Consider the following 20,915-nt stretch of genomic DNA (forward strand, 5'->3'; position numbering starts at 1 on the left):
CTGAGCGGGTGGCTGGATATTGTTTGGTTCAGATACAGGGCTATCGCGTTGAGAAGACTCACTAGCATCGACAGCTTGGGACCTAGCGCACTTCGCCTCCCCTTCTCCCCTTGTGGGGTGAGAAGCAGTCCGCGCAGGGGACGAAAAGCCAACTGCTTGGCTTTTCGAGCTTCGAACGCCCTGAGCCTGCGAAGGGCCGGGTGGTGGCCGATCCACTCTGCCGGGTCCCCGCTGCTTCGCAGCCTCCCGGTGTTCGCCGGCCTTTCATCGTGCCACTGGCACGATGAATTCGCCTCCGGCGAACCGGCCGCTCACCCCACAAGGGGAGAAGGAAAAGCGGGCCAGCCATGACCACCATCACAGCAACCACCGCCCCGCCCCGCGCCCGAAAACTCGTCGGCGCCGGGCGGCGGCAATGGATCGGTCTCATCTACGTCGCGCCGGCCGTGGCGCTGGTCATGGTGTTCTTCGTCATCCCGCTCGGCATGACGGCGTGGATGTCGCTGCACAACTGGCCCCTGATGGGCGGGCACTCCTTCATCGGCCTCGACAATTACGTCGCGATCCTGCGCGACACCAGGTTCTGGAATGCGCTGAAATTCACCGGCTACTACACTGTGATCGTCACCATCGCGATCTTCGCCGTCGCCTTCCCGCTGGCCATCTTCATCGAGCGGCCGCGCCCGTTCACCAATCTATACCGCACCGCCTTCTTCATGCCGGCGGTGGTCGGTTTCGCCTCGGCGAGCCTGCTCTGGTCATGGCTGCTCAACGTCGATTCCGGCCTGTTCAGCCCGGCCGCCTACAACCTCGGCCTGATCGACAGGAAATTCAATCTTCTGGCCACCTTCCAGCCGGCCTTCTGGTCGATCATCGCCATGGTGGTGTGGAAGGTCGCCGGCTTCACCATGATCATCCTGATGACCGGCCTGCAATCGATCCCGCAGGATTTGCAGGAGGCCGCCGTCATCGACGGCGCCGGCCCGTTCGCGAGGTTCCGGGCCATCACCTTGCCGCTGATGCGCCGCACGCTGGCGCTGGCGCTGATCCTGTCGGTGGCCGGCTCGGTCCTCGCCTTCGACCAGTTCTACATCATCCTGCGCGGCGGCCCGCGCAACCAGACGCTGACGGCGGTGTACTGGATTTTCAACCAGTCCTTCGTGTCGTTCAAGCTCGGCTATGGCGCGGCGCTCTCCATGGTGCTGCTGGTGATCCTGGTGGCGCTCAGCCTCGTGCAGCTCTGGCTGCTGAGGAAGCCCGAGGGCCTCGACTGATGGCGCAGGCAGTGTCCGCTCAAGGCAAGCTCGCCGCCAGCGTCGTCAGGCACTCCACCGGCATCGTCGCCTCGGTGCTGTTCGTGGCGCCGATCGTGTGGGCCGCGCTGTCGGCCTTCAAGCCGGCGCAGGAGGCGCGCCAGCCGCCGTTGCCGCCCTGGCCGACGACAGGCTTCTCGCTGGAGAACTACGCCACGCTCAACACGTTCGGCGACGGGCTCTGGGTCTCGGCGCAGAACAGCATCTACGTCTCTGTCATGACGGTGCTGGTCTCGGTCGTCGTCTCCGTGCTCGCCGGCTACGGTTTCTCGCGTTTCCGATTTCCGCTCAAGGACCTGTTCTTCGTCCTCATCCTGTCGACGATCATGATCCCGTTCCAGTCGATCCTGACGCCGATCTTCCTGGTGCTCACCAAGCTTGGCCTGCACAACACGCTGACCGGGCTGGTCGGCGTCTATGTGACGCTGCAACTGCCGTTCTCGATCTTCATGATGCGCAACGCCTTCGACGCGGTGCCGCGCGAGATCGAGGAGGCCGCGCGCATGGACGGCGCCGGAAACGCCACCATGCTGTTGAAGGTGATGCTGCCGCTGGTCTGGCCGGGCGTCGTCACTATCGCGCTGTTCGCCTTTCTCGGCGCCTGGAACGAGTTTCTCGCCGCTTTGGTGCTGATGACCGACCAGTCCAAGTTCACGCTGCCGGTGATGATGACCGCACTCCAGTCCGGCCGCTTCGGCGCCATCGACTGGGGCGCGGTGCAGGCGGGCGTCACCGTGATGATGGTGCCGTGCCTGATCCTGTTCCTGGCTTTGCAGCGCTTCTACATCCGCGGCCTGATGGCCGGGGCCGTCAAGTAATCGACCGAATGGAGTAAGTTCATGACCGCATCGTCTTCCGCCAGGCCTGCCAGCGCCTCCAGGCCCAAACTCGCCTTCCGGCCGCTACCAGCGCCGCAGGTCGACGTGCACGGCTTCTGGGGCGACCGTGCCGATGCCGTCGCCGCGCGCACCGCCGATATCCTCTACGACCGCTGCGTCGAGGCGGGCATGCTGGAGCAGATCGATCCGGACCGGCCCTCGCCCGGCGTCGTCATCCCGTTCCATTCCCCTTCGCCCGACGAGGCGGCTTCCCCCGGCTTCACCGGCTCGACGGTGACGACGCAGATGTTCTGGGACTCCGACTGGGGCAAGACGATCGAGACGGCGGCCTATTCGCTCTACCGCGCCAAGAACCCGGAGCTGGAGAAGAAGATCGACGCCGTCATCGACCTCTACGAAAAGCTGCAGCAGCCGGACGGCTATCTCTCGAGCTGGTACCAGCGCATCCAGCCCGGCCTGCGCTGGACCAATCTGCGCGATTGCCACGAGCTCTATTGCGCCGGCCACCTGATCGAGGGCGCCGTCGCCTATTACCAGGCGACCGGCAAGCGCAAGCTGCTCGACGTCATGTGCCGCTATGCCGACCATATCGCCTCGGTGCTCGGGCCCGAGCCGGGCAAGAAGAAGGGCTATTGCGGCCATGAGGAGATCGAGCTGGCGCTGGTGAAGCTGGCGCGGGTGACTGGCGAGAACAAATACATGGAGCTGGCGAAATACTTCATCGACCAGCGCGGCCAGCAACCGCATTATTTCGACGAGGAGGCGCGCGCCCGCGGCACCGATCCCAAGGCCTATCATTTCAAGACCTATGAATACAGCCAGTCGCACATTCCGGTGCGCGAGCAGGACAAGGTCGTCGGTCATGCGGTCAGGGCGATGTATCTCTATTCCGGCATGGCCGACATCGCCACCGAATATGGCGACGACAGCTTGCGGGTGGCGCTCGACCGGCTGTGGGACGATCTCACCAGCAAGAACCTCTACATCACCGGCGGGCTCGGGCCGTCGGCGCACAATGAGGGCTTTACCAGCGATTTCGACCTGCCCAATGAGAGCGCCTACGCCGAGACCTGTGCCGCCGTCGGCCTGGTGTTCTGGGCCAGCCGCATGCTCGGCATGGGGCCGAACGCCCGCTACGCCGATATCATGGAGCGGGCGCTCTACAACGGCTCGATCTCGGGCCTGTCGCTCGACGGCTCGCTGTTCTTCTACGAAAACCCGCTGGAAAGCCGGGGCCGGCACAACAGATGGAAATGGCACCGCTGCCCGTGCTGCCCGCCCAATATCGGGCGCATGGTGGCCTCCATCGGCAGCTATTTCTACAGCCTGGCGGACGACGCGCTTGCCGTCCATCTCTATGGCGATTCCACCGCTCGTTTCGACATAGCGGGCGTGCCGGTGGCACTGACGCAGGCGAGCCGCTACCCCTGGGACGGCGCGGTCGCCATCACCATCGAGCCGCAGGCGCCGGTCGCGTTCACCCTGCATCTGCGCGTGCCGGCATGGAGCGCCGGCGCGGCGCTCAAGGTCAATGGCGAGACGGTGAAGCTCGAGGACGTCACCAGCGATGGCTACGCGGCGATCCGGCGCACATGGAAGAAGGGCGATAGCGTCCGCCTCGATCTCGAAATGCCGATCGAACGGCTCTACGCCAACCCGCAGGTGCGCCAGGACGCCGGCCGCGTCGCGCTGTCGCGTGGCCCGCTGATCTACTGCGTCGAGGCGACCGACAATGACGGCAGCCTGCACCGCATCGCATTGCCGCGCACCGCAAGCATCGAGGCGCATGACGAGCCGGACCTGCTGGGCGGCGTGGTGGCGCTTTCGACCACAGCGCTGGCCGACACCGATGAGGGCTGGCAAAACGGGCTTTACCGCACCGACCCGCCCGCTGCCAGACAGACGCGGCTGACCGCCATCCCCTATTTCGCCTGGGACAACCGCGAGCCCGGCGAGATGCTGGTGTGGCTGAGGGACGGATGAGGCCAGAAGGGCGCGAAGGAGCGCGACAGGCTTCGTTCTGCCCGCCGCGTCTTCGGTGCCAGTCACACGGAGCCTATCGCCGGGCCTTTGACTTGTTCAGAGCGACGGCGGCGTGGATAAGCGCCTTGAACGCTTCCTCGTCGACCTCCTCGCCCTCTTGGAAATCGATGGCGCGCCTGGTGTTTCCTTCCAGGCTGGAGTTGAACAGGCGCGACGGATCGGGCAGCGCCGCACCCTTGGCGAAGGTCAGCTTGACGACGTTCTTGTAGGTCTCGCCGGTGCAGATCATTCCGGCATGCTCCCACACCGGGACCCCGCGCCATTTCCACTCCTCCACGATCTCGGGGTCGGCCTGCCGGATCAGGCCGCGCAGCCGGCTCAGCATCTCGCCCCGCCAGTCGCCGAGTTCCTCGATCCTGCCGTCTATGAGCTGCGAAGGAGACCTGCCTTCTGGCGACCCGCTCTTCGTCATGTCCGTTCTCCTTCAGGCTTGAGGGCGGTCACCGCCCCGTCCGCCCGATCATAGGCGCTCTGTCGCGGGCGGCAAATCCGGGCCCGGCGTACAAATCTCACATCCGTTCGCCGGGCAATCGGCTCGCCTGTTTCACCCACTCGGTGAACTGGGCCTCGTCGAACTGGTCGTCCTCATGAATGTCAAGGTAACGCGTGTCCTTGCTTTTGGACTGGCCAGGCGGCACCGGGTCCAGCGAGATGCCGCGGAAGAAGGCTACCTTTATGTATTTCGTGAAGCAATGAAAGCTGAGGAACCAGCCCTCGCCTTCCACGCCATAGAAGGGCGAGTTCCATTTGACGGCCTTGCGCACATCAGGCACGGCACGCTCGATGAGCGCGTCGAGGCGGCCGCCGGCCTCGCTCTTCCAGCCCGGCATGGCCGCGATATAGGCCTGGACGGGCGCGTTGCCTTCGCCCTTGGCGATCTGCGGATTGCCGCCAGAAAGCAGGACCGGACCGGCGGTTGCAGGCCTGGCGGCCCCTTTGGCTGATTGCCCCTGCCTCTTCGCCATCCATCCCGTCCTTACTGGCTCGCGCGCTGCCGCCCGTCAAGCCGCTTGGCGGCGTATGGCAGCACGAACATGTAGAGGCCGCTGAACAGCAGCAGGAAAAGCGGCAGCAGCGGCGAATATACCACCCAGGCAGGCGGCTGCCCCAAGCCCATGGCGACGAAGTTGGCGAGGACAGTCCCCGTGAAGATGATCGATAGCCAGCGATGCGTTTGCCGGACCAATTTGTTCCAATCCATGCTATCTCCTCTTGAAAAATGAACGAAACGCCGCTTACCAGCGCGCCAGCTGCGTGATCTGGATGAGGTTACCGCAGCTATCGTTGAGCTGCGCTATGGTCGAGCCGGTCACTTCGGTCGGCGCCATGGCGAAGGCCGCGCCCCGCGCCTTGATGCGCTCGTGATCGGCCTTGATGTCGTCGGTGAAGAGCATCAGCGCCGGCTGGCCCTGTTTGAACAAGGCCTGCTGGTAGGCCTTGGCCGCCGGGTTGTCGTTCAGCGCAAGCTGCAGCTCGGTTCCCTCAGGCTCGTCCGGCGAGGCCACTGTCAGCCAGCGAAACGGACCGTTGCTGAAATCGGCCTTCTTGGTGAAGCCCAGCACGTCGGTGTAGAAGGCAAGTGCCTTCTCCTGGTCGTCCACATAGACGCGGGTCAACTTGATCTTCATCGCATATCCTCCATAGGTTTTGTTGCGGCGGCCGCCTTCGAACAGCCTTGCCATGAACCCCGGCCGGCGGATTTCAGTCCGTCCGTGCCAGGAGCTCTTCCAGCTTCTCCAGGAATTTCGGCCATCCCATCTTGGCGCCGCCATAGGCCCGCCTCTGCTCGGGCCGGAAACCGGACTGCTCCATGCGCAGATGGGTCCCGGCAGGCGTCGGGGTGAGCGTAAAGGTCACCACGCTCCTGAGATCGAAGGCCGGGTCCTGGTGCGCGAGGTTCCAGGTGTAGGACAGCGTCTTGTGCGGCTCGACGGCAAGCACCTCGCAATCCAGCACGCCGCCCCAGGCGGTGCTGAGGTTGAAGCGATGGCCCACGACCGGATTTAAATCGTTCTTCATCAGCCACTCCTCGATCAGATGCGGTTGCGTCAGTGCGCGCCAGAGTTTTTCCGGCGGATGCGAAATCTGCCGCTCGACGACGACAGTGCGGGTGTCGGCGGCAGTGTCGTTCACTGGTCCATCCTTTTGAGCAGATCCTCGAGATCGTCGAACCGGCTTTCCCAGAACCCGGCCATCTCACGCGTCCAGTCCATCAGCGGCGCCAGCGCGCCGAGCTGCGCGCTGTAATGCGTCTGGCGGCCTTCATGGCGGTCGCGCACCAGCCCGGCCTGCTTCAGCACGCCCAGATGCTTCGACACGGCCGGCTGCGAGACCCCCGACTGGATCGTCAGCGCTCCCACCGTCTGCTCTCCCTGGCGGCACAGCCGTTCGAAGATGGCGCGCCGCGTCGGGTCGGCGAGCGTCCTGAAGAGCGCATCATGAGCATCCGGCATTTAATCGATAACCCGTTGGCTATTGATCAACGTATAACCGTCGGGATATGTATTCGTCAAGCGGAAGATTTGGAGTGGCGGGAAAGCGTCCGGAACTTCCGGGTCGCGCTGCGCTGGAAACGCCGATCGCTAAACCGGGGCGTGGACGCGGTTGATCTCCTCGGCCACCAATGCCTGCAACTGCCACAGGTTGCGATCGCGAATGCCGCAGGCGTCGAGGTGGCGGATGGTCTCGAACAGATATTGCGCGCCCGAGCCCCAATGGCCGGCGGCCCGGGCCAGCGTCGCCGCGATCGCCCGTTTGTCCAGCCTGCCGACATAGCGCGCATTGGCGGGATCGACGACGAAGCCGAGCGCGCGGCACATGCCGCCCTCGGTCCTGACCCGCAGCCAGCGCGGCACGTTGACGGCGGGCAGGATGGTCATCTCGCGGCGCAGCAGCGCCTCGAGATTGTCGGCAACCGGCTCCGCGATCTCGAACACCATGCCCTGGCATTGGCCACCACGGTCGAGCGCCATCATCAGGCCGGGCTGCTCGATCGTGCCGCGAAACCGCTGCACGGTGAAGCAGAAAGAGCGGTGCCAGCCAGTCGCCACCGCGCGCTCGCCTCCCCTCACCTCGCCCGCCGGCTTCCATAGCAGCGAGCCATAGGCGAACAGTTTCAGCGGCCCGGCCGGCGCATCGGCCAGTATTTCATCGCTGAAACGCGCATAGTCAGCGTCGGTCATGTAGACCATGCCCGGCGTCGGCCCGGCATCCTCGACCGTGCGCAAGGTGCGGGCGACCAGCGCCTCCGTCAGCGCCATCGCCGCGCTTCGCGACGTAGATTGTGATCGTGCGGCGGATATCGGCCTGTTCATTTTCGTACTCCAGCCTCGCCGCCATGTTGCCCAAGGCAAAGGGATTCTCAAGAGCCAGAGCCACTCGGACGCGGACTCAGAAGCTGAGCGAACCTGCCCAAGCGTTTGAAAAGCCTCGGCGCACCGCCGTCGCGACAGAAGTGGCCGAAAGTCCGCCTGGGTCGGCGCCATCCGCCGCCGGCGGAACGAGATCGCGTTCGACGCGTTTCATTGGGTTGGGAGGGAACTATGAACGATGCGCCGGCAACGCCCATCGGCAGGACGCTTTCGCCCAGCGAAATGGTCACCGTGATGTCGCATTTCCATCGCGCCGAGATTGCGCGCATGGCGGGATGGCGCGACCGTATCGACAGGACCAGCAATTGGGCGATCACCGTCGTGGCCGCGATGCTGTCGGTGTCGCTGTCGACGGCCAGTGCCCATCACGGCGTGCTGCTGTTCGCCATGCTGCTGGTGCTGCTGTTGCTGTGGATCGAGGCACGGCGCTACCGCTTCTTCGACGTCTACCGCGCCCGCGTGCGCCAGTTCGAGCGCCACTATTTCGCGCAGATCTTCTCGCCGCAGCCGGACTTCGCCTCGGACTGGCTGCTGATCGTCGGCGAAAGCCTGCGCACGCCGAAATTCCTGGTCTCGCAGCGGGTGGCGCTGGCGCGCCGTTTGCGCCGCAACTACATCCATATGATGCTGATCCTGCTGCTCGCCTGGATCCTCAAACTATCGACGCCGAGCCTGCTCGATCGGGCCGCGCCGGTGGGTTTCGTCGGCACATTGCGCGAGGCCGTCAGCGCCGCCGCCCTGGGTCCCGTGCCCGGCCTGGTCATCGTCACGCTGGTCGCCATCCTCTTTGCCGGCCTGCTGGCCGTCGCCTTACTGACGCCCGACGACAACGGCGAACTCTCCTTCGGCGACGTGCATGTCTAGTCCGCGATGGACAAAAACGCTTTGCGAACAACCGGGTGAGGCGCCATCCTGAATCAAACCGCGAATGAGCGCCTGTGTGCCGGCTTGGAAAATAGCCGCATGGATGCCATCTAGAGGGAGAGAGCCGGCCTCTGGGCGGTCGGCCACGGAGCATCGAAACAAGTGACGCAGCGAAGCGGCAGCGCCGACCTGCCGCTGCATGGCGGACGGGTCCCGAAATGGCTGGGCGACCGCATGACGCGGCTCGGCGCGGTGCTGTGCCAGGCGATCATCCACCATTATGGCCGCGACGAGCTGCTGCGCCGGCTGGCGCATCCCTTCTGGTTCCAGTCCTTCGGTGCGGTGATGGGCATGGACTGGCATTCGTCCGGCATCACCACCAGCGTCATCGGCGCGCTGAAGCGCGGGCTGACGCCGCTGTCGGGCGAGCTCGGCATCCATGTCTGCGGCGGACGCGGCGCCCATTCGCGCAAGACGCCGCATGAGCTGGAGATGATCGGCGAACGTGTCGGCTTCGACGGCGCGGCCCTTGCCACCGCCAGCCGCCTGGTCGCCAAGGTCGACAGCGCCGCCGTTCAGGACGGTTTCGATCTCTATCTGCATGGCTTCATCGTCACTGACGACAGCCGCTGGGTGGTCGTCCAGCAAGGCATGAACGGCGACAGAAGGCAGGCGCGCCGTTACCACTGGCTGTCGGAAGGGCTGAAGAGTTTCGTCGACCAGCCGCACGCGGCCATCGAGGGCGAGCGGCAGGGCGAGATCGTCAACCTCACCGACCATCGCGCCGAGGCCTCGCGCAGCGGCCAGCTCGATCTTCTGCGCCAGCTCGGTCCCGACCGGATCGTGCACGAATTCGCCGCCATCGAGCCTGCGGCGACTGAAGCAAAGCGCGACAGTGCACAACCAATGCTGCCCAATCTGGTCATGCCGGCGCACCATGACGTGCGCGAAAGCGACATCGTCATGCGCCGGCTGCACGGCAACATCTCCGCCGCCATCGAGAGCGGCCCGACGGACTTTCCCGAATTGCTGCTGGTTCCGGGCGTCGGCGCCCGCACCGTGCGGGCGCTGGCGATGGTGGCGGAGGTGGTGCATGGCGCGCCGTGCCGCTTTTCCGACCCGGCGCGCTTCTCGCTGGCGCATGGCGGCAAGGACCGGCATCCCTTTCCGGTGCCGCTGAAGGTCTATGACGAGACCATCGCCGTCATGAAGTCGGCGGTCGCCAAGGCCAAGCTCGGCCGCGAGGAGGAGCTTGGCGCCTTGCAGCGGCTCGACGGCCAGGCGCGGCGACTGGAGCGCTACGTCACCGGCCCGAGCCTGAAGGAGATCGTCGCCGGCGAGTTCGACCAGTCGCACCTGCTCGGCGGCCGCAGCGTCTTCGGCCCGGAGCCACCGCCTGAGGGTGCTTTGCCGGGCGGCGCCAAGAAGTCGGGCTAGATCGCCGATCGCGGCCGCTACGCCGACAATTGGCGAAGCAATCCGCGGGCGGCGTCCAGCCGGTATGGGCCTTTCTCCCCGTCACTATACGGGGAGAAATGTCCGGCAGGACAATGAGGGGCGGCGCCAAGCTTTCGGCAAATACCATCTGGATCCTGTATGTTTCCCATGTCGGCGCTGCCCTCATCCGTCTGCCGGCACCTCCTCCCCGTATGGCGACGGGGAGAAGAGCGCTGTCTCCTATGTCGGCACTTACCCAGACAGATTGGCCCGAACAGATTGGCCCGACCCGCCGCAACCTTGCGCGGCATTGCACGTTTATGCGCAGCGGACTTGATCCGCGTTGAGGGGTTGGATGACTAGGCACTGGCCGCAAACGGGATTTCTTCCTGCCATTCTCATCCTTTTCGCCGCCTTTACCTCGCCGTGCCCGGCCTGGGCAGCCCAGGCAAGCAGCCACGCCGCGGGCATGGGCGGCTCGGCGGAGGGCGTTTTCGTCGCCGAGATCGTGCTTCTGCTTCTGGTCGGGCGCGGCCTGGGCGAAATCTTCCAGCGCTACGGCCAGCCGGCGATCATGGGCCAGCTGATCGGCGGCATCCTGCTCGGGCCTTCGCTGTTCGGCTGGCTCTGGCCCGGCGCGCAGCAGCTGATCTTCTCGACCGACCCCGCGCAGAAGAGCATGATCGAGGCGGTCTCGCAGCTCGGCGTCCTGCTGCTCCTGCTGCTCACCGGCATGGAGACGGACCTGCGCCTGGTGCGCCGGGTGGGCGCGGCGTGTTTTTCGATCTCGGTCACCGGCGTCGTCGTGCCCTTTGCCTGCGGTTTCGCGCTGGCGCAGTTCCTGCCCGGCACGCTGCTGCCCGACCCCAGCGAGCGCGTCGTCGCCGGGCTCTTCCTCGGCACGGCGCTGTCGATCTCCTCGGTCAAGATCGTCGCCATGGTGGTGCGCGAGATGAACTTCATGCGCCGCAATCTCGGCCAGGTCATCATCTCCTCGGCCATCATCGAGGACACGATCGGCTGGCTGATCATCGCCGTCACCTTCGGCATCGCCACCAATGGCAGCCTCCAAATCGTGCCGCTGGTGGTAACGGTGGCCGAAGTGGCGCTGTTCATGGTGTTCTCCTTCACCATCGGCCGCCGGCTGGTGTTCACGCTGATCCGCTGGAGCAACGACTCCTTCCGCAGCGAATACGCCGTCATATCGGTCATCCTGATCATCATGGGCGTGATGGCGCTGATCACCAATCTGATCGGCGTCCACACCGTGCTTGGCGCCTTCGTCGCCGGCATACTGGTCGGCGAATCGCCGATCCTGTCCAGCCACATCGAGAGCCAGTTGCGCGGCGTCATCACGGCGCTCTTCATGCCGATCTTCTTCGGCATGGCCGGGCTTTCGGCCGACCTAACCGTGCTTGCCGACCCGACGCTGGCGCTGCTGACGCTGGCGCTGGTGCTCATCGCCAGCATCGGCAAGTTCGGCGGCGCCTTCATCGGCGGCCGCTTCGCCGGCATGACGCTGAAGGAGGCGACCGCCGTCGGCAGCGCCATGAACGCGCGCGGCTCGACCGAGGTCATCGTCGCCTCGATCGGCCTGTCGATGAACATCCTGTCCCACAATCTGTTCACCATGATCGTCACCATGGCTGTCATCACCACGCTCGCCATGCCGCCGATGCTGCGCTGGGCGCTCGGCCGGCTGCCCGTCGAAGATGCCGAGAAGCAGCGCGTCGACCGCGAGCTGCTCGACGAGCGCGGCTTCGTCTCCAAGCTGGAGCGGCTGCTGCTGCTGGTCGACGACAGCCCGGTCGGCAAGTTCACCGCCTATCTCGCCGGCTTGGTCGGCGGCGGCAGCGGCATGCCGACCACGCTTCTCCACCTCAAGGACGGCAGGCTTGCCGGCCCGGCCCGCGACAAGGGCCCGGAGCGCGCGCTGAAGGAGGTCAAGAAGGGTGCCGCCCGGAGCGCCAAGGCGGTGAGCAAGGCCGAGGACACGCCGGTCGAGAAGGTGCATCTGACCGCCCGCAGCGAACGCGAGGCCACCGCACGAACGATCGCCGAGGAGGCGCGCAAGGGCTACGGCCTGCTGCTGGTCGGGCTGGAGGCCATGCTGACCGAGAAGGGCTCGTTCACCGAAGCGCTGAACGACATGACCAGCGGCTTCGACGGTCCGCTCTGCCTGGTGCTGAACGGTGCCGGCGCCGGGGGCAAGATGCCGGTGCTGCGCGCCGGAACCACCATCCTCGTTCCCGTCAACGGCACGGAAGTGTCGCGACGCGCCGCCGATTTCGCCCTGGCGCTGGCACGGCCGCACCGGGCGCGGGTCAAGGTGCTCTATGTCTCGCAGGCGCGCAAAGGCGCCCGGCAAGGCACCGTTTCACATCGCCGCGAGGAGGCGGTGCTCAAGGACGTCGTCGACCTCGCCGACCGCTACGGCGTCGCCGTCGACACCGCCATCCGCGCCCGCGCCACGCCCGACAAGGCGATCGCCAGGGAAGTGGCCAAGGGGGCGGCGATGGTGGTGATGGGCGTCACGCAGCGGCCGGGCGAGGAACTGTTCTTCGGCGACACCGCCATGGCGGTGCTGGCCGCCGTCCCCTGCCCGGTCGTGCTCGTGGCAAGCGACCGCATCCGCGCCGAAGTAAGGCCCGAGGCCGCGGCCGAAACCGGCGCCTGATGGCGGAGCCTAGAGGCCGAAGAACTGCCTGCCGATCATATAGCCCAGCGCGACCACGGCCAGCGGGAACAAGGCCGGCGCGACCTTGCCGAGGACCGAGCCTTGCTGCTCCTTTGGCGGCACATAGCGTGCATTGCCGAGATTCTTGGTCATTGCGTACCCCCGCGCGAACCAGTTCATTAGCAGATGCTTATTAACACCATGGCCGCATTAACGGTTCGCGAAGAAATTCGCTCGAAAGCCGGCCATTTGGGTGGAGGGCTGGCGAATGCGGTTTGGCTCAGTCTCGATCTCTGAACCGGTTTTGCCTGCGGCCTCGCGCACCCGCCCGCGGCTTCGGCCGTCGCGGCGGAGCGCTATGTCCGGCAAACCGTCATGACGAAGAACTCGCGGTAGCAGAAGTCCGGATCGTCGAGGAGGCGATCCGGCCGCTGCTTCAGGTCCTGCCAATAGGCCTGGTCGGAATCAGGCAGGGCATAGCCCGGCGCGACGCCGGCGAAATAGGCCAGCAGGTCGGCAACATAGTCGCGCGTGAAGCGAGGCGCGGGCTCCCAGCGCTCGACCAGCCAGCCCTTGCGGCTGACGACCTCCAGGCCCGCCTGGCGCAGCCGCGCCGGAAGCGTCGAACCGCAATCGGTGCCGAGCACGCCCCGGTCGCGAAATCCCTGGAGCCTCGCCGCCATGAAGCGCGCCAGCAGCGCCCGGTCCATGGGCAGGATCTGCAAGATGGTCGAATCGAAATCCTTGACCGCCAAGATGCCGCCCGGCTTCAGCACGCGCCTGGCCTCGCCGACGGCAAGCTCGAACTCGGCCGGCGTCAGATACTGCATGACATTGCCGGACCAGACGCAATCGAACGATGCGTCGGCGAAGGGCAGCGACAGGATGCTGCCGACATGCGCGGCAATTTCCGGCGGCTCGGACAGCGTGCCCGCGAGGGCCTCGACCCGGGCGATGTTTTCGGGCGCGAGGTCGAGCGCGGCGATGAAGCCGGAGGGGCCGACGGCGCTGGCGATGAGCGGCAGGAAGCCGCCGCTGCCGCAACCGGCATCGAGCACGCGCCAGCCCGGGCGGATGCCGGCATCGAGCAAGGCCGCCTCATATTCGGGGCGCGACGATTCAAAATGAAGGTCGAGCCAACCGGCCTCGCTCGCTTCGTGACCGGTGGACGTTTGGTTCCTGGCAGACAAATGATTACCCCCCAATGACGCGGCACGGATAGAAGCGCACCGAGCGGCATCACGCAATGCCCTGCGAATCTAAGTGGAACTAGCGCCGGTCATTGTGCTCGTCAGTTGAGGGCTGGATGGACAGGATGCGCCGCATGTCGGTCGCAAGGACGTTGATTGCGCCTACCCAAAAGCAGACATCTGAATGCGGCGCCGCGTTGTACGCGCTACAAGCGACCCGCAGTCTGGACCGGCAACTCGCACGACCTGAGCATTCACCGCCATACGGCGGACCCGTGGCCAAAGGGTCGAGCCGGGCCATGTCATCGCCCGCTGGAAACGCGCTGGCGGATCACGGCTACAGACAAGATGTCCGTGCTTCGGCTAGAGTTTCGTCTGGCACCAGGCGAAGGGAGCATCGGGATGGGCAAAGCCAGTTCAGCGCCGGCCGGGCAGCCCAGGCCGCTCGCCGAGATCGCCAGCTACCACGCCCACATCTACTATGACGGAGAGGCGCAGCGGCAGCACGCCGAATGGCTGCACGAGCGCATCGGCGAACGCTTCCGCGTGCGCCTGGGCAACTGGCGCGACGGGCCGGTCGGCCCGCATCAGCAGGCCATGTACCAAATCTCCTTCGCCACCGAGATCTTCGCCACGCTGGTGCCCTGGCTGATGCTGAACCACGGCGGCCTAAGCATCCTCGTCCACCCCAACACCACCAACCCCAAGCGCGACCATCTGGTCGACCCGATCTGGATCGGCCGGGCATTGGCGGTGAAGGGCGAGGTGCTTGGGGAGGAAGATGAGGCGGAGGAGGCTCTGGGGGTGAATACAGAGCCGACGCTGGGGGCTTAGGGGCACAACTCTGGCTGAAAGGATCAACTCGGAGGAAGAGCGCGCCCTGGGACCAGATGGTCTCAGTCGGGTGAGTTGTAGATGAACGCGGATTTACGCGAGATGCCGATTTTCGCCGAAGTCGGGCGGAGGCATATATGTAGCATTGCTCAAAGGGCGTCGGCGACAATGTCAAGATCGTCGACAGCCACGGCCGCGGCCATCGCCGAGGGCGAATGCGCAAGTGACCTTTATCTATGCGGCCAGTACCAAGGACTTGGCCCCGATAAACATCTGTTCTATCACAATGACGGGTTGCCCCGTCGTACAAGCTCCATACGATCGGCAAGCGAATGGGGCGAACTGGCCGACGGCGAAGTGAGTGGATGAAGATGGGGATTCAGGAACGGCCAAGTCGCAAGCTGCTAGGTCAGTTCTTTACCCCCGCTTTCGAAGCAAACTCAATTGTCTCCTGGGCTGTTCGCACAGGGCATGAACGCATTCTCGAACCCAGCGTTGGGGAAGGAGGCCTCCTCCTCCCTGCACTGGAACATGCACGAACGTTACATCTCGCTCCCAAGGTCCGAGTCATAGCATGTGATGTCGACAAATCTGTAATCGATGTGCTCAGCACGACGACTGGCCCTGAAGTCGATCTGATCTGTTCGGACTTTTTCGATCTTGACCCGAAAATGACTGCGTCGGTTGATGTGGTCTTGGCCAATCCCCCATTTACCCGGAACCACCAGCTTGGCATCGAACAGCGAACGCGACTCAAAAAGCGATACCCTGTCAAGGGTGCGGCGGGCCTCTGGGTATACTTCGCCCTGCACGCACGTAAGTTCTTGCGGCCGGGTGGCCGAATGGCCTTTCTCGCGCCCGCTGCCGCGAGCTTTAGTCGGTATGGCGAAGATCTTTTGCTCCAACTGAAAAACGAATTTCAGGAACTTTCTCTGCAGGAGCTCCCGAACAAACCCTTGTGGGTTGGGTCCGCCGACGAACGGGGTGTGCTGGTTTTGGCGGATGGGTATCAGGCCGGACCGGCTCCCTCGATAACTCGTGGTGTTTGGAACCACGACGGCTTGCCGCGTGGGGCATTGAGCAGAACCTACGCCAGGACCCCCGCTTTTGACGCGCTAACAAGTGCTTCTCGACCGCTTGGAGAGATCGCCGACATTTCTATCGGCCTCGTCACGGGAAGGAACGCTGTGTTTCTCCTGAACCAACAAGAGGTTGCAAGACATAAGATCGATAAGAACGATCTCACTCCCGTAATCACACGCGCGAAGCATGTCTGTGGGATTGTTGTTGACAAGCAAGATCTTTATTTGCTCGGTCACAACGGTGAGAAAACGTGGATGCTCACGCCACGTGACTTGGGTGAACGTGGTAGTGGCGTTCGATCAAGATTGGCGTTGATCAATGCGAAGGCCAGGCGGGAAACACTGTGGCTCAATAAAAGATCGCCTTGGTGGATGGTCGGCAAGATCGAAAGATGTGATGCTGTTTTCACTTACATGAACGATAAAGGCCCTCGCTTAGCATTGGTAGAAGGTGGTGTGTTCTGCACAAACACGTTACATCAAGTGACTTTCAAGAAAGCAACCAGCGAGCACGACCGACTTTCGGCAGTCGTTTCCATTTTATCGACATTTGGTCAGTTATGTGCTGAAGGAATTGGCAGAGGATACGGTGGTGGTCTGCTGAAGTTCGAGTTGCAAGAAGCGCGATTGATGCCCGTCTTTGCGCTTGCCGACGGTGTGGCTTCCGAGGCAGTTCTCGTCATCGACAAAAAACTCCGCAGCGGCCAGATGGACGAAGCTCGTCGCCTCGCGGACGCTATGGTGCTTCCGCCGATCCTCGGCGCGGAATGGCTGACAACGGCCCGTGAGCTCGAAGAAATGCTCGAACACGTTCGTGATGCAAGACGACGCGGAGAAGCCCGCCAATTCGAGTATAGCAATGTCTGAGATCGTCAACTTTCATGCTGATGCAGCAATTGTGAATCGGCTTGGGCGCGAACTCGTTGCAAAGCAGGAGACAGCTCTCGTTGAATTGGTCAAGAATGCCTATGACGCTGACGCAACCTCTGTCACGGTCTCGTTCGACGGCAGGGGAGGTCCGGGCGCCGTGCTGTCGATACAAGACAACGGCGTCGGCATGTCGCGAGATGATATCGTAAACGGCTTCTTGAGGCTCGCGTCGGATTTAAAAGTCGTTGAGCCCAAATCGCCTAAGTACAGGCGCACACGAGCCGGTCGAAAAGGGATAGGGAGGTTCTCGGCTCAACGCCTCGGCAATCGCCTCGTTCTAACGACGCAGGTCGACGGCGGACCATCAGCATGGCAGCTCGTTGCAGACTGGACCCAGTTCAAAGCGGGGAAACGCCTCGATGACGTCAGCGTCATTCTCCGCAAATCGCCTGCTACCGCGCCAGGGACAACGCTAAGAATTGAAGGCTTGAATGACGACTGGTCGCCGGGTCAAATCAGAAGCTGTTGGCGGAGTGTCTTGGCGCTGCAGCAGCCCTTTCCCGTTACGCCTGTTAAGGATCCAATGATCGATCCGGGATTTGCAGTGGAGTTCCGCGACGGCGGCGGCCTTTTCCAGGATGAGACCGTCGTCGCCAATATGCAGACCGAGATACTCGACCACTTGCCTGTGATTATTGAAATGCGGATCGATGATCGCGGTCGGGCCATGTGGCGAATAACAAAAAATGCTTTCGGCGAGTTAAGGGACTGGCGACCTATACACCATGAGGCTCGCGATAATTCTGAAGCGGCAAGCTATGGGTCACTTCGAAATGTTGCAATGAAAGCCTATCATGTCATCCTTGATCCTACTTTGCTACCGAGTGTAGTCTTTACTCGGGTCAGGGATATACTATCTCGTGAAGGAGGCATTAGGCTTTATCGAAATGGCTTTAGGGTAACACCCTACGGTGAGCGAGACGACGACTGGTTGAGACTTGACGAGATCTATAGCCGTCGAGACTTCCTCGCGCCGATCGCAAATAGAAACTTCTTCGGTGTTGTTGAGATTTCTGACCCGGAAGGTGCCCTGTTCGAGGAACACACTTCCCGCGAGGGCTTAATAGAAACTACGGCTTTCCGGGAGCTTCGAAACGTCACCTCCTCGACGCTCATCACAGCGGCGACTGAAATCCAAGCCGACCGCGGACGCAAGACTAGGACGAGCACACCTTCTCCACGGCCGGAGATAACGACAGCTTTATCCGAAGCGCGTGCTGCTATGCGCGCTGCCCGTGAAGCAGCCGAGAGTGTCGCCAACTCTTCATCCGATCCCGGGCCTGCAAAGCTTCTAGTAGAAAGTGCTGCAGCGGCAGAGAAAGTAATCGAGCAGCAAGAGCAAATCATTGCAACCGAGCGACGTCTAGTTGCTGATGCAGGCGCAATGATGAGGCTTCTCTCCTCGCTCGGCATGACGACTGCTGAGTTCAGCCATGAGACGGGAATGGCATTCGAAGCCTTCAGGTTGGACCTGGAACGGGTTTTTGAGGTCGCAGTCTCGGCAAAGCAAGACGATAAAAAATTCTTGGAGTTGGCTTCGCGAGCGCGAGAAGCTTTGGTTCGTTTAGACACCCTAACTGGCTACCTGAACGCCACAGTTGCGAGCCGCGCGCTTCGCGAGATTCATCCGGTGAGCCTGAGCAAAGCAGTTGAGGACTTTGCGCGGGGGATACGAGCGCACGCGGAAACCCAAGCTACAAAGATCGAGGTTGAGACACCTCCGCTGGATCCCCTGTACACTGCCCCGATGCACGAAGCGGAGCTCGCGTCAGTTCTTTTGAACTTTCACACCAATGCATTAAAGGCGATGAAGCGTACAAGCAACGCAAGGAAGATCTTGGTTGTGGCGGATCGAGACACAGAGGACAACAGGGTCAGACTCCGGTTCTGCGACTCCGGCGATGGGGTGTCTACTGAGATGCGCGAGCGGATATTTGAGGCATTCGTCACGCGACAGAGTGCGCCGACTTCGAGCGCTTCCGACAACGAACATGCTCAGGGCACCGGATTAGGCCTTTGGATCGTTGAGCAAATTGCGACCAATGCCGGCGGCAGCGTAGCAGTCGTAGATCCACCGGAAGGATATTCAACGTGCTTTCAGCTTCTTCTGCCGGAGGAGAGCGACAATGGTTGACAGAGGCGATGTCGAGGGAAAGTGGCTCTTTGTTGACGATGATGACGCGAGCGCTGCCTCGTATCGGGATGCATTCGCGGAAGGATCTGACCCGCTCGAAATCGTTGTCGCGCGGCCGTCGGTCGGCCGTGAGTTGCTTTTAACGGGCGCTCATCCAAAGGGTGTTCTAATGGACGTCGAGCTATCCGGGGAGGCAGGTGAGCACGGTACCGGTCTCGGTTTGGCGCAGGACATACGAGCCTTCCAAAAATCCGGCGGCCCAGAATATCCAGTTATTCGATTTGCTAATATTCTTCCGATACAGAAGAATGTTTCAGGAGACCCGGCTAGCGATGATCTTTTTGACGATAGGATAAACAAGTCCGATGTTGGTAAGCATCGCGATGAATTTGCGCGCAGAATTGTTAGTACACGAACCGTCTATGAAGGACTTCTTGCATTCGATAAAGGGAAATTGGAATTTAATAAGCTATTTAATATTGATGGTCAACGCATCGAGGAATGGCTTCACCCCGGTTTGCTTGCGAGAATAGAAGATGGACACTCGCATGCCACTCACGTTGCCGCGGGGGCGTTCATCCGCTCATTCTTGGGCCCTCCAGGCCTTCTTATTGGTCACAACCTTCTGATTACGCGTCTAGCCATAGACCCGGACAGTGCTAAGAAACATTGGGATAAGATAGCCTCTTTCGTCGCCGGATTTGCTTATTCGGGATTGGGACACGGGTTCTCGCCCCGGTGGTGGGCACGGGGGCTTGAACTGGCATGGATGTCATTGAAAAGCGCAGAGAACCCTTTGGCATCAACACCTGCGGGAGAACGTGCAGCAGTTCTCTCGAAAGAGTTGGGTGTAGAGCTTGCCGCTCTCAAGATGCCTCTTATAAGCCCCGGCCATCGCCCATGGCGGCAGTGTCAACTGAGTAACGAGCAAAATCCCCCTGAGTTTTTGCCAGTTGATCCGAAGTATGGCGTGCGCCTCACGCCTCGGGCAGATTTGGCGCCATGGGTCGATCCACTTTATGCGTCTATTGGCGTGGCGCTTCGAAACAAGGACGACCGGCGGTTAAACCGACGCGACCTCGACCGGTTGGCAGCGGAGCTGCGATAACCGTGTTAGATTCGATTATCGAAGATGTTATTGAACTTCAAAACCCACTACGCCGGGTTCCCGAGACAGAGATGATTGCTGATGCAATCGCGGGACTTCACGGATCTTTTCAGGGGGCATCTCGCAATGGCAAAATGCTTGCAGGCATGGTGCCGATGGTGCTTCCACGGCAAGGTATTCATCCTGCCAATACCGAGTTGCTTGATGCGAGCATCTCATTTCGCTTTGGAAGCTCGATCTCAAACGACAGCGCGATAGAAGACGTATTTTCCGAAATTCAAGTTTGCGTTCGAGGTAAACTGCCAATTGATGGGGGCTTTGCTACGCTGGAGGATCACTGGAGAATCGACACTCAGGTAAAACAAGAGGGCAATCTCCCCAAAGAGTCCCACCCTCTGTTCCATTTTCAAAGAGGGGGACATGCTCAAGACGCTTTTGCTGGCGTGCCCGGTTTTGCCCCAGGGCCGGACTTAAAAATCACTGGTTTCGAATGGAGAGGGCTAATGCAAAACCCTGGTCCGAGAATACCAGTTGTCCCAATGTGCCCTTCTGCGGCGATTAACTTTGCGCTGGCTCAACACGATGGTGTCGTTTGGCGGAAGCTTATGAACGACCCGGAATACTCCAATGTAATCGATCGCTGCCAAAACCGCTTGTGGGCTATGTATGCCGACGCGCTGGTGGATGAGAAGCGTAGGCGAATTTTGCTGGGACATTTTTGCATTAACGGTAAATTCTCGGCCTGAGACACAGTGTCGGTTTTGGACGCGTTGGGATGCTCGGGATGCCCACATGAGAGGCAAAACAGCCGCTGCTCAAATGACTGACATGACAGCCAGCCTCCCCTCACCCCCCAGCCAGCCGCGGCAGCAAAAAAATCTCCGCCCCCGGCGGCAGCTTCTTCGACCACGTATCCCGATAAATCACCCCGTCGATCGCCACCGCGATCCCCCGGTCGATCAGCGGCTCCAGGCCGGGATACTGTTCAGCCAGTTTCCTGAACAGCTCCCTTATATCCTTGGCCTCGACCTCGACCTTGCTCTTGCCCCCGGCGGCGGTGCCCAGCGCCCCCCAGAGCGTGACTTCGACCATC

Annotated in this window: 21 protein-coding genes; 11 read left to right on the forward strand and 10 right to left on the reverse strand. The window is 62.3% G+C overall.

The features are described from left to right. Positions 1-347 precede the first annotated feature (347 nt). From FJ979_RS18245 to FJ979_RS18255, 3 genes are read left to right on the forward strand one after another with little or no spacing between them, the layout of a single operon-like run. Entirely contained in the window at positions 348-1,274 is a 927-nt protein-coding gene (locus tag FJ979_RS18245; RefSeq protein ID WP_140582619.1) for a sugar ABC transporter permease, read from the forward strand. Beyond that, complete coding sequence (locus FJ979_RS18250) at positions 1,274-2,131, forward strand: carbohydrate ABC transporter permease (protein WP_140582622.1); 858 nt, start codon at positions 1,274-1,276, stop codon at positions 2,129-2,131. The genes FJ979_RS18245 and FJ979_RS18250 overlap by 1 nt, the downstream gene beginning before the upstream one ends. Before the next feature lie 21 nt (positions 2,132-2,152). Continuing rightward, the gene (locus FJ979_RS18255; RefSeq protein WP_140582624.1) at positions 2,153-4,135 is read left to right on the forward strand and encodes a glycoside hydrolase family 127 protein; all 1,983 of its coding nucleotides are present in this window, start codon (positions 2,153-2,155) and stop codon (positions 4,133-4,135) included. 73 nt (positions 4,136-4,208) lie between these two features. On the opposite strand, the gene FJ979_RS18260 is transcribed toward FJ979_RS18255, so the two are convergent. From FJ979_RS18260 to FJ979_RS18290, 7 genes are all read right to left on the reverse strand, one after another. Beyond that, a complete protein-coding gene (locus tag FJ979_RS18260) occupies positions 4,209-4,607 on the reverse strand; it encodes a DUF1801 domain-containing protein (protein WP_140499206.1) in 399 nt (132 codons plus the stop codon). 97 nt (positions 4,608-4,704) lie between these two features. Continuing rightward, positions 4,705-5,160 (reverse strand): DUF1801 domain-containing protein, encoded by a 456-nt coding sequence (locus FJ979_RS18265; RefSeq protein WP_140521384.1) that lies wholly within the window; start codon positions 5,158-5,160, stop codon positions 4,705-4,707. An 11-nt stretch (positions 5,161-5,171) separates the two neighbouring features. Continuing rightward, positions 5,172-5,396 (reverse strand): hypothetical protein, encoded by a 225-nt coding sequence (locus tag FJ979_RS18270; protein WP_140582627.1) that lies wholly within the window; start codon positions 5,394-5,396, stop codon positions 5,172-5,174. A gap of 34 nt (positions 5,397-5,430) precedes the next feature. Next, the gene (locus FJ979_RS18275) at positions 5,431-5,823 is read right to left on the reverse strand and encodes a VOC family protein (protein WP_140516267.1); all 393 of its coding nucleotides are present in this window, start codon (positions 5,821-5,823) and stop codon (positions 5,431-5,433) included. A gap of 73 nt (positions 5,824-5,896) precedes the next feature. Then, positions 5,897-6,328 (reverse strand): SRPBCC domain-containing protein, encoded by a 432-nt coding sequence (locus tag FJ979_RS18280; RefSeq protein WP_140582629.1) that lies wholly within the window; start codon positions 6,326-6,328, stop codon positions 5,897-5,899. Next, complete coding sequence (locus FJ979_RS18285) at positions 6,325-6,648, reverse strand: metalloregulator ArsR/SmtB family transcription factor (RefSeq protein ID WP_140499215.1); 324 nt, start codon at positions 6,646-6,648, stop codon at positions 6,325-6,327. Before FJ979_RS18285 ends, FJ979_RS18280 begins: the two co-directional genes overlap by 4 nt. Positions 6,649-6,777: 129 nt before the next feature. Next, a complete protein-coding gene (locus tag FJ979_RS18290; RefSeq protein ID WP_140582632.1) occupies positions 6,778-7,509 on the reverse strand; it encodes a gamma-glutamylcyclotransferase in 732 nt (243 codons plus the stop codon). A 228-nt stretch (positions 7,510-7,737) separates the two neighbouring features. On the opposite strand from FJ979_RS18290, the gene FJ979_RS18295 reads away from it, so the two are divergent. The 3 genes from FJ979_RS18295 (at position 7,738) to FJ979_RS18305 (ending at position 12,544) form a co-directional block, all read left to right on the forward strand. Next, positions 7,738-8,430 (forward strand): DUF2270 domain-containing protein, encoded by a 693-nt coding sequence (locus FJ979_RS18295; protein WP_140499219.1) that lies wholly within the window; start codon positions 7,738-7,740, stop codon positions 8,428-8,430. Positions 8,431-8,592: 162 nt separating this feature from the next. Beyond that, positions 8,593-9,867, forward strand: coding sequence for a DUF763 domain-containing protein (locus FJ979_RS18300; RefSeq protein WP_140582635.1), 1,275 nt, complete (start codon positions 8,593-8,595; stop codon positions 9,865-9,867). Between the two features lie 355 nt (positions 9,868-10,222). Continuing rightward, on the forward strand, positions 10,223-12,544 hold the full coding sequence (locus tag FJ979_RS18305; protein WP_140582638.1) for a cation:proton antiporter: 2,322 nt from the start codon (positions 10,223-10,225) through the stop codon (positions 12,542-12,544). A 9-nt stretch (positions 12,545-12,553) separates the two neighbouring features. Here FJ979_RS18305 and FJ979_RS32585 read toward each other — a convergent pair whose 3' ends face one another. Both FJ979_RS32585 and FJ979_RS18310 read right to left on the reverse strand, forming a co-directional pair. Beyond that, complete coding sequence (locus FJ979_RS32585; RefSeq protein ID WP_181165259.1) at positions 12,554-12,697, reverse strand: hypothetical protein; 144 nt, start codon at positions 12,695-12,697, stop codon at positions 12,554-12,556. A gap of 203 nt (positions 12,698-12,900) precedes the next feature. Continuing rightward, positions 12,901-13,734 carry a methyltransferase domain-containing protein gene (locus tag FJ979_RS18310; RefSeq protein ID WP_246679331.1) on the reverse strand — a complete coding sequence of 278 codons (834 nt, stop codon included), beginning with the start codon at positions 13,732-13,734 and terminating at the stop codon, positions 12,901-12,903. 402 nt (positions 13,735-14,136) lie between these two features. On the opposite strand from FJ979_RS18310, the gene FJ979_RS18315 reads away from it, so the two are divergent. The 5 genes from FJ979_RS18315 to FJ979_RS18335 all read left to right on the forward strand — a co-directional run bounded on the left by FJ979_RS18315 (position 14,137) and on the right by FJ979_RS18335 (position 20,568). Next, positions 14,137-14,568, forward strand: a complete 432-nt coding sequence (locus FJ979_RS18315; protein ID WP_140565517.1) for a DOPA 4,5-dioxygenase family protein — start codon at positions 14,137-14,139, stop codon at positions 14,566-14,568. Positions 14,569-14,933: 365 nt separating this feature from the next. Then, complete coding sequence (locus tag FJ979_RS18320; protein ID WP_181167672.1) at positions 14,934-16,517, forward strand: class I SAM-dependent methyltransferase; 1,584 nt, start codon at positions 14,934-14,936, stop codon at positions 16,515-16,517. Further along, entirely contained in the window at positions 16,510-18,714 is a 2,205-nt protein-coding gene (locus FJ979_RS18325; RefSeq protein WP_181181787.1) for a sensor histidine kinase, read from the forward strand. The genes FJ979_RS18320 and FJ979_RS18325 overlap by 8 nt, the downstream gene beginning before the upstream one ends. Next, positions 18,707-19,822, forward strand: coding sequence for a hypothetical protein (locus FJ979_RS18330; RefSeq protein ID WP_140582643.1), 1,116 nt, complete (start codon positions 18,707-18,709; stop codon positions 19,820-19,822). The genes FJ979_RS18325 and FJ979_RS18330 overlap by 8 nt, the downstream gene beginning before the upstream one ends. 2 nt (positions 19,823-19,824) lie before the next feature. Continuing rightward, positions 19,825-20,568 (forward strand): hypothetical protein, encoded by a 744-nt coding sequence (locus FJ979_RS18335; RefSeq protein WP_140565531.1) that lies wholly within the window; start codon positions 19,825-19,827, stop codon positions 20,566-20,568. A gap of 100 nt (positions 20,569-20,668) precedes the next feature. Here the strand turns inward: FJ979_RS18335 and FJ979_RS18340 are convergent, their stop codons facing one another. Next, positions 20,669-20,914, reverse strand: coding sequence for a MoaD/ThiS family protein (locus tag FJ979_RS18340; RefSeq protein WP_140565534.1), 246 nt, complete (start codon positions 20,912-20,914; stop codon positions 20,669-20,671). Position 20,915: the final 1 nt, after the last annotated feature.

Source organism: Mesorhizobium sp. B1-1-6, assembly GCF_006443035.1.
Taxonomy (GTDB): domain Bacteria; phylum Pseudomonadota; class Alphaproteobacteria; order Rhizobiales; family Rhizobiaceae; genus Mesorhizobium.

Bases quoted from the DNA above. Each gene is read 5' to 3' on its own strand.
- FJ979_RS18245 (WP_140582619.1), top strand. From the start codon at position 348: ATGACCACCATCACAGCAACCACCGCCCCGCCCCGCGCCCGAAAACTC.
- FJ979_RS18250 (WP_140582622.1), top strand. From the start codon at position 1,274: ATGGCGCAGGCAGTGTCCGCTCAAGGCAAGCTCGCCGCCAGCGTCGTC.
- FJ979_RS18255 (WP_140582624.1), top strand. From the start codon at position 2,153: ATGACCGCATCGTCTTCCGCCAGGCCTGCCAGCGCCTCCAGGCCCAAA.
- FJ979_RS18260 (WP_140499206.1), bottom strand. From the start codon at position 4,607: ATGACGAAGAGCGGGTCGCCAGAAGGCAGGTCTCCTTCGCAGCTCATA.
- FJ979_RS18265 (WP_140521384.1), bottom strand. From the start codon at position 5,160: ATGGCGAAGAGGCAGGGGCAATCAGCCAAAGGGGCCGCCAGGCCTGCA.
- FJ979_RS18270 (WP_140582627.1), bottom strand. From the start codon at position 5,396: ATGGATTGGAACAAATTGGTCCGGCAAACGCATCGCTGGCTATCGATC.
- FJ979_RS18275 (WP_140516267.1), bottom strand. From the start codon at position 5,823: ATGAAGATCAAGTTGACCCGCGTCTATGTGGACGACCAGGAGAAGGCA.
- FJ979_RS18285 (WP_140499215.1), bottom strand. From the start codon at position 6,648: ATGCCGGATGCTCATGATGCGCTCTTCAGGACGCTCGCCGACCCGACG.
- FJ979_RS18290 (WP_140582632.1), bottom strand. From the start codon at position 7,509: ATGAACAGGCCGATATCCGCCGCACGATCACAATCTACGTCGCGAAGC.
- FJ979_RS18295 (WP_140499219.1), top strand. From the start codon at position 7,738: ATGAACGATGCGCCGGCAACGCCCATCGGCAGGACGCTTTCGCCCAGC.
- FJ979_RS18305 (WP_140582638.1), top strand. From the start codon at position 10,223: ATGACTAGGCACTGGCCGCAAACGGGATTTCTTCCTGCCATTCTCATC.
- FJ979_RS32585 (WP_181165259.1), bottom strand. From the start codon at position 12,697: ATGACCAAGAATCTCGGCAATGCACGCTATGTGCCGCCAAAGGAGCAG.
- FJ979_RS18315 (WP_140565517.1), top strand. From the start codon at position 14,137: ATGGGCAAAGCCAGTTCAGCGCCGGCCGGGCAGCCCAGGCCGCTCGCC.
- FJ979_RS18320 (WP_181167672.1), top strand. From the start codon at position 14,934: ATGAAGATGGGGATTCAGGAACGGCCAAGTCGCAAGCTGCTAGGTCAG.
- FJ979_RS18325 (WP_181181787.1), top strand. From the start codon at position 16,510: ATGTCTGAGATCGTCAACTTTCATGCTGATGCAGCAATTGTGAATCGG.
- FJ979_RS18330 (WP_140582643.1), top strand. From the start codon at position 18,707: ATGGTTGACAGAGGCGATGTCGAGGGAAAGTGGCTCTTTGTTGACGAT.
- FJ979_RS18340 (WP_140565534.1), bottom strand. From the start codon at position 20,914: ATGGTCGAAGTCACGCTCTGGGGGGCGCTGGGCACCGCCGCCGGGGGC.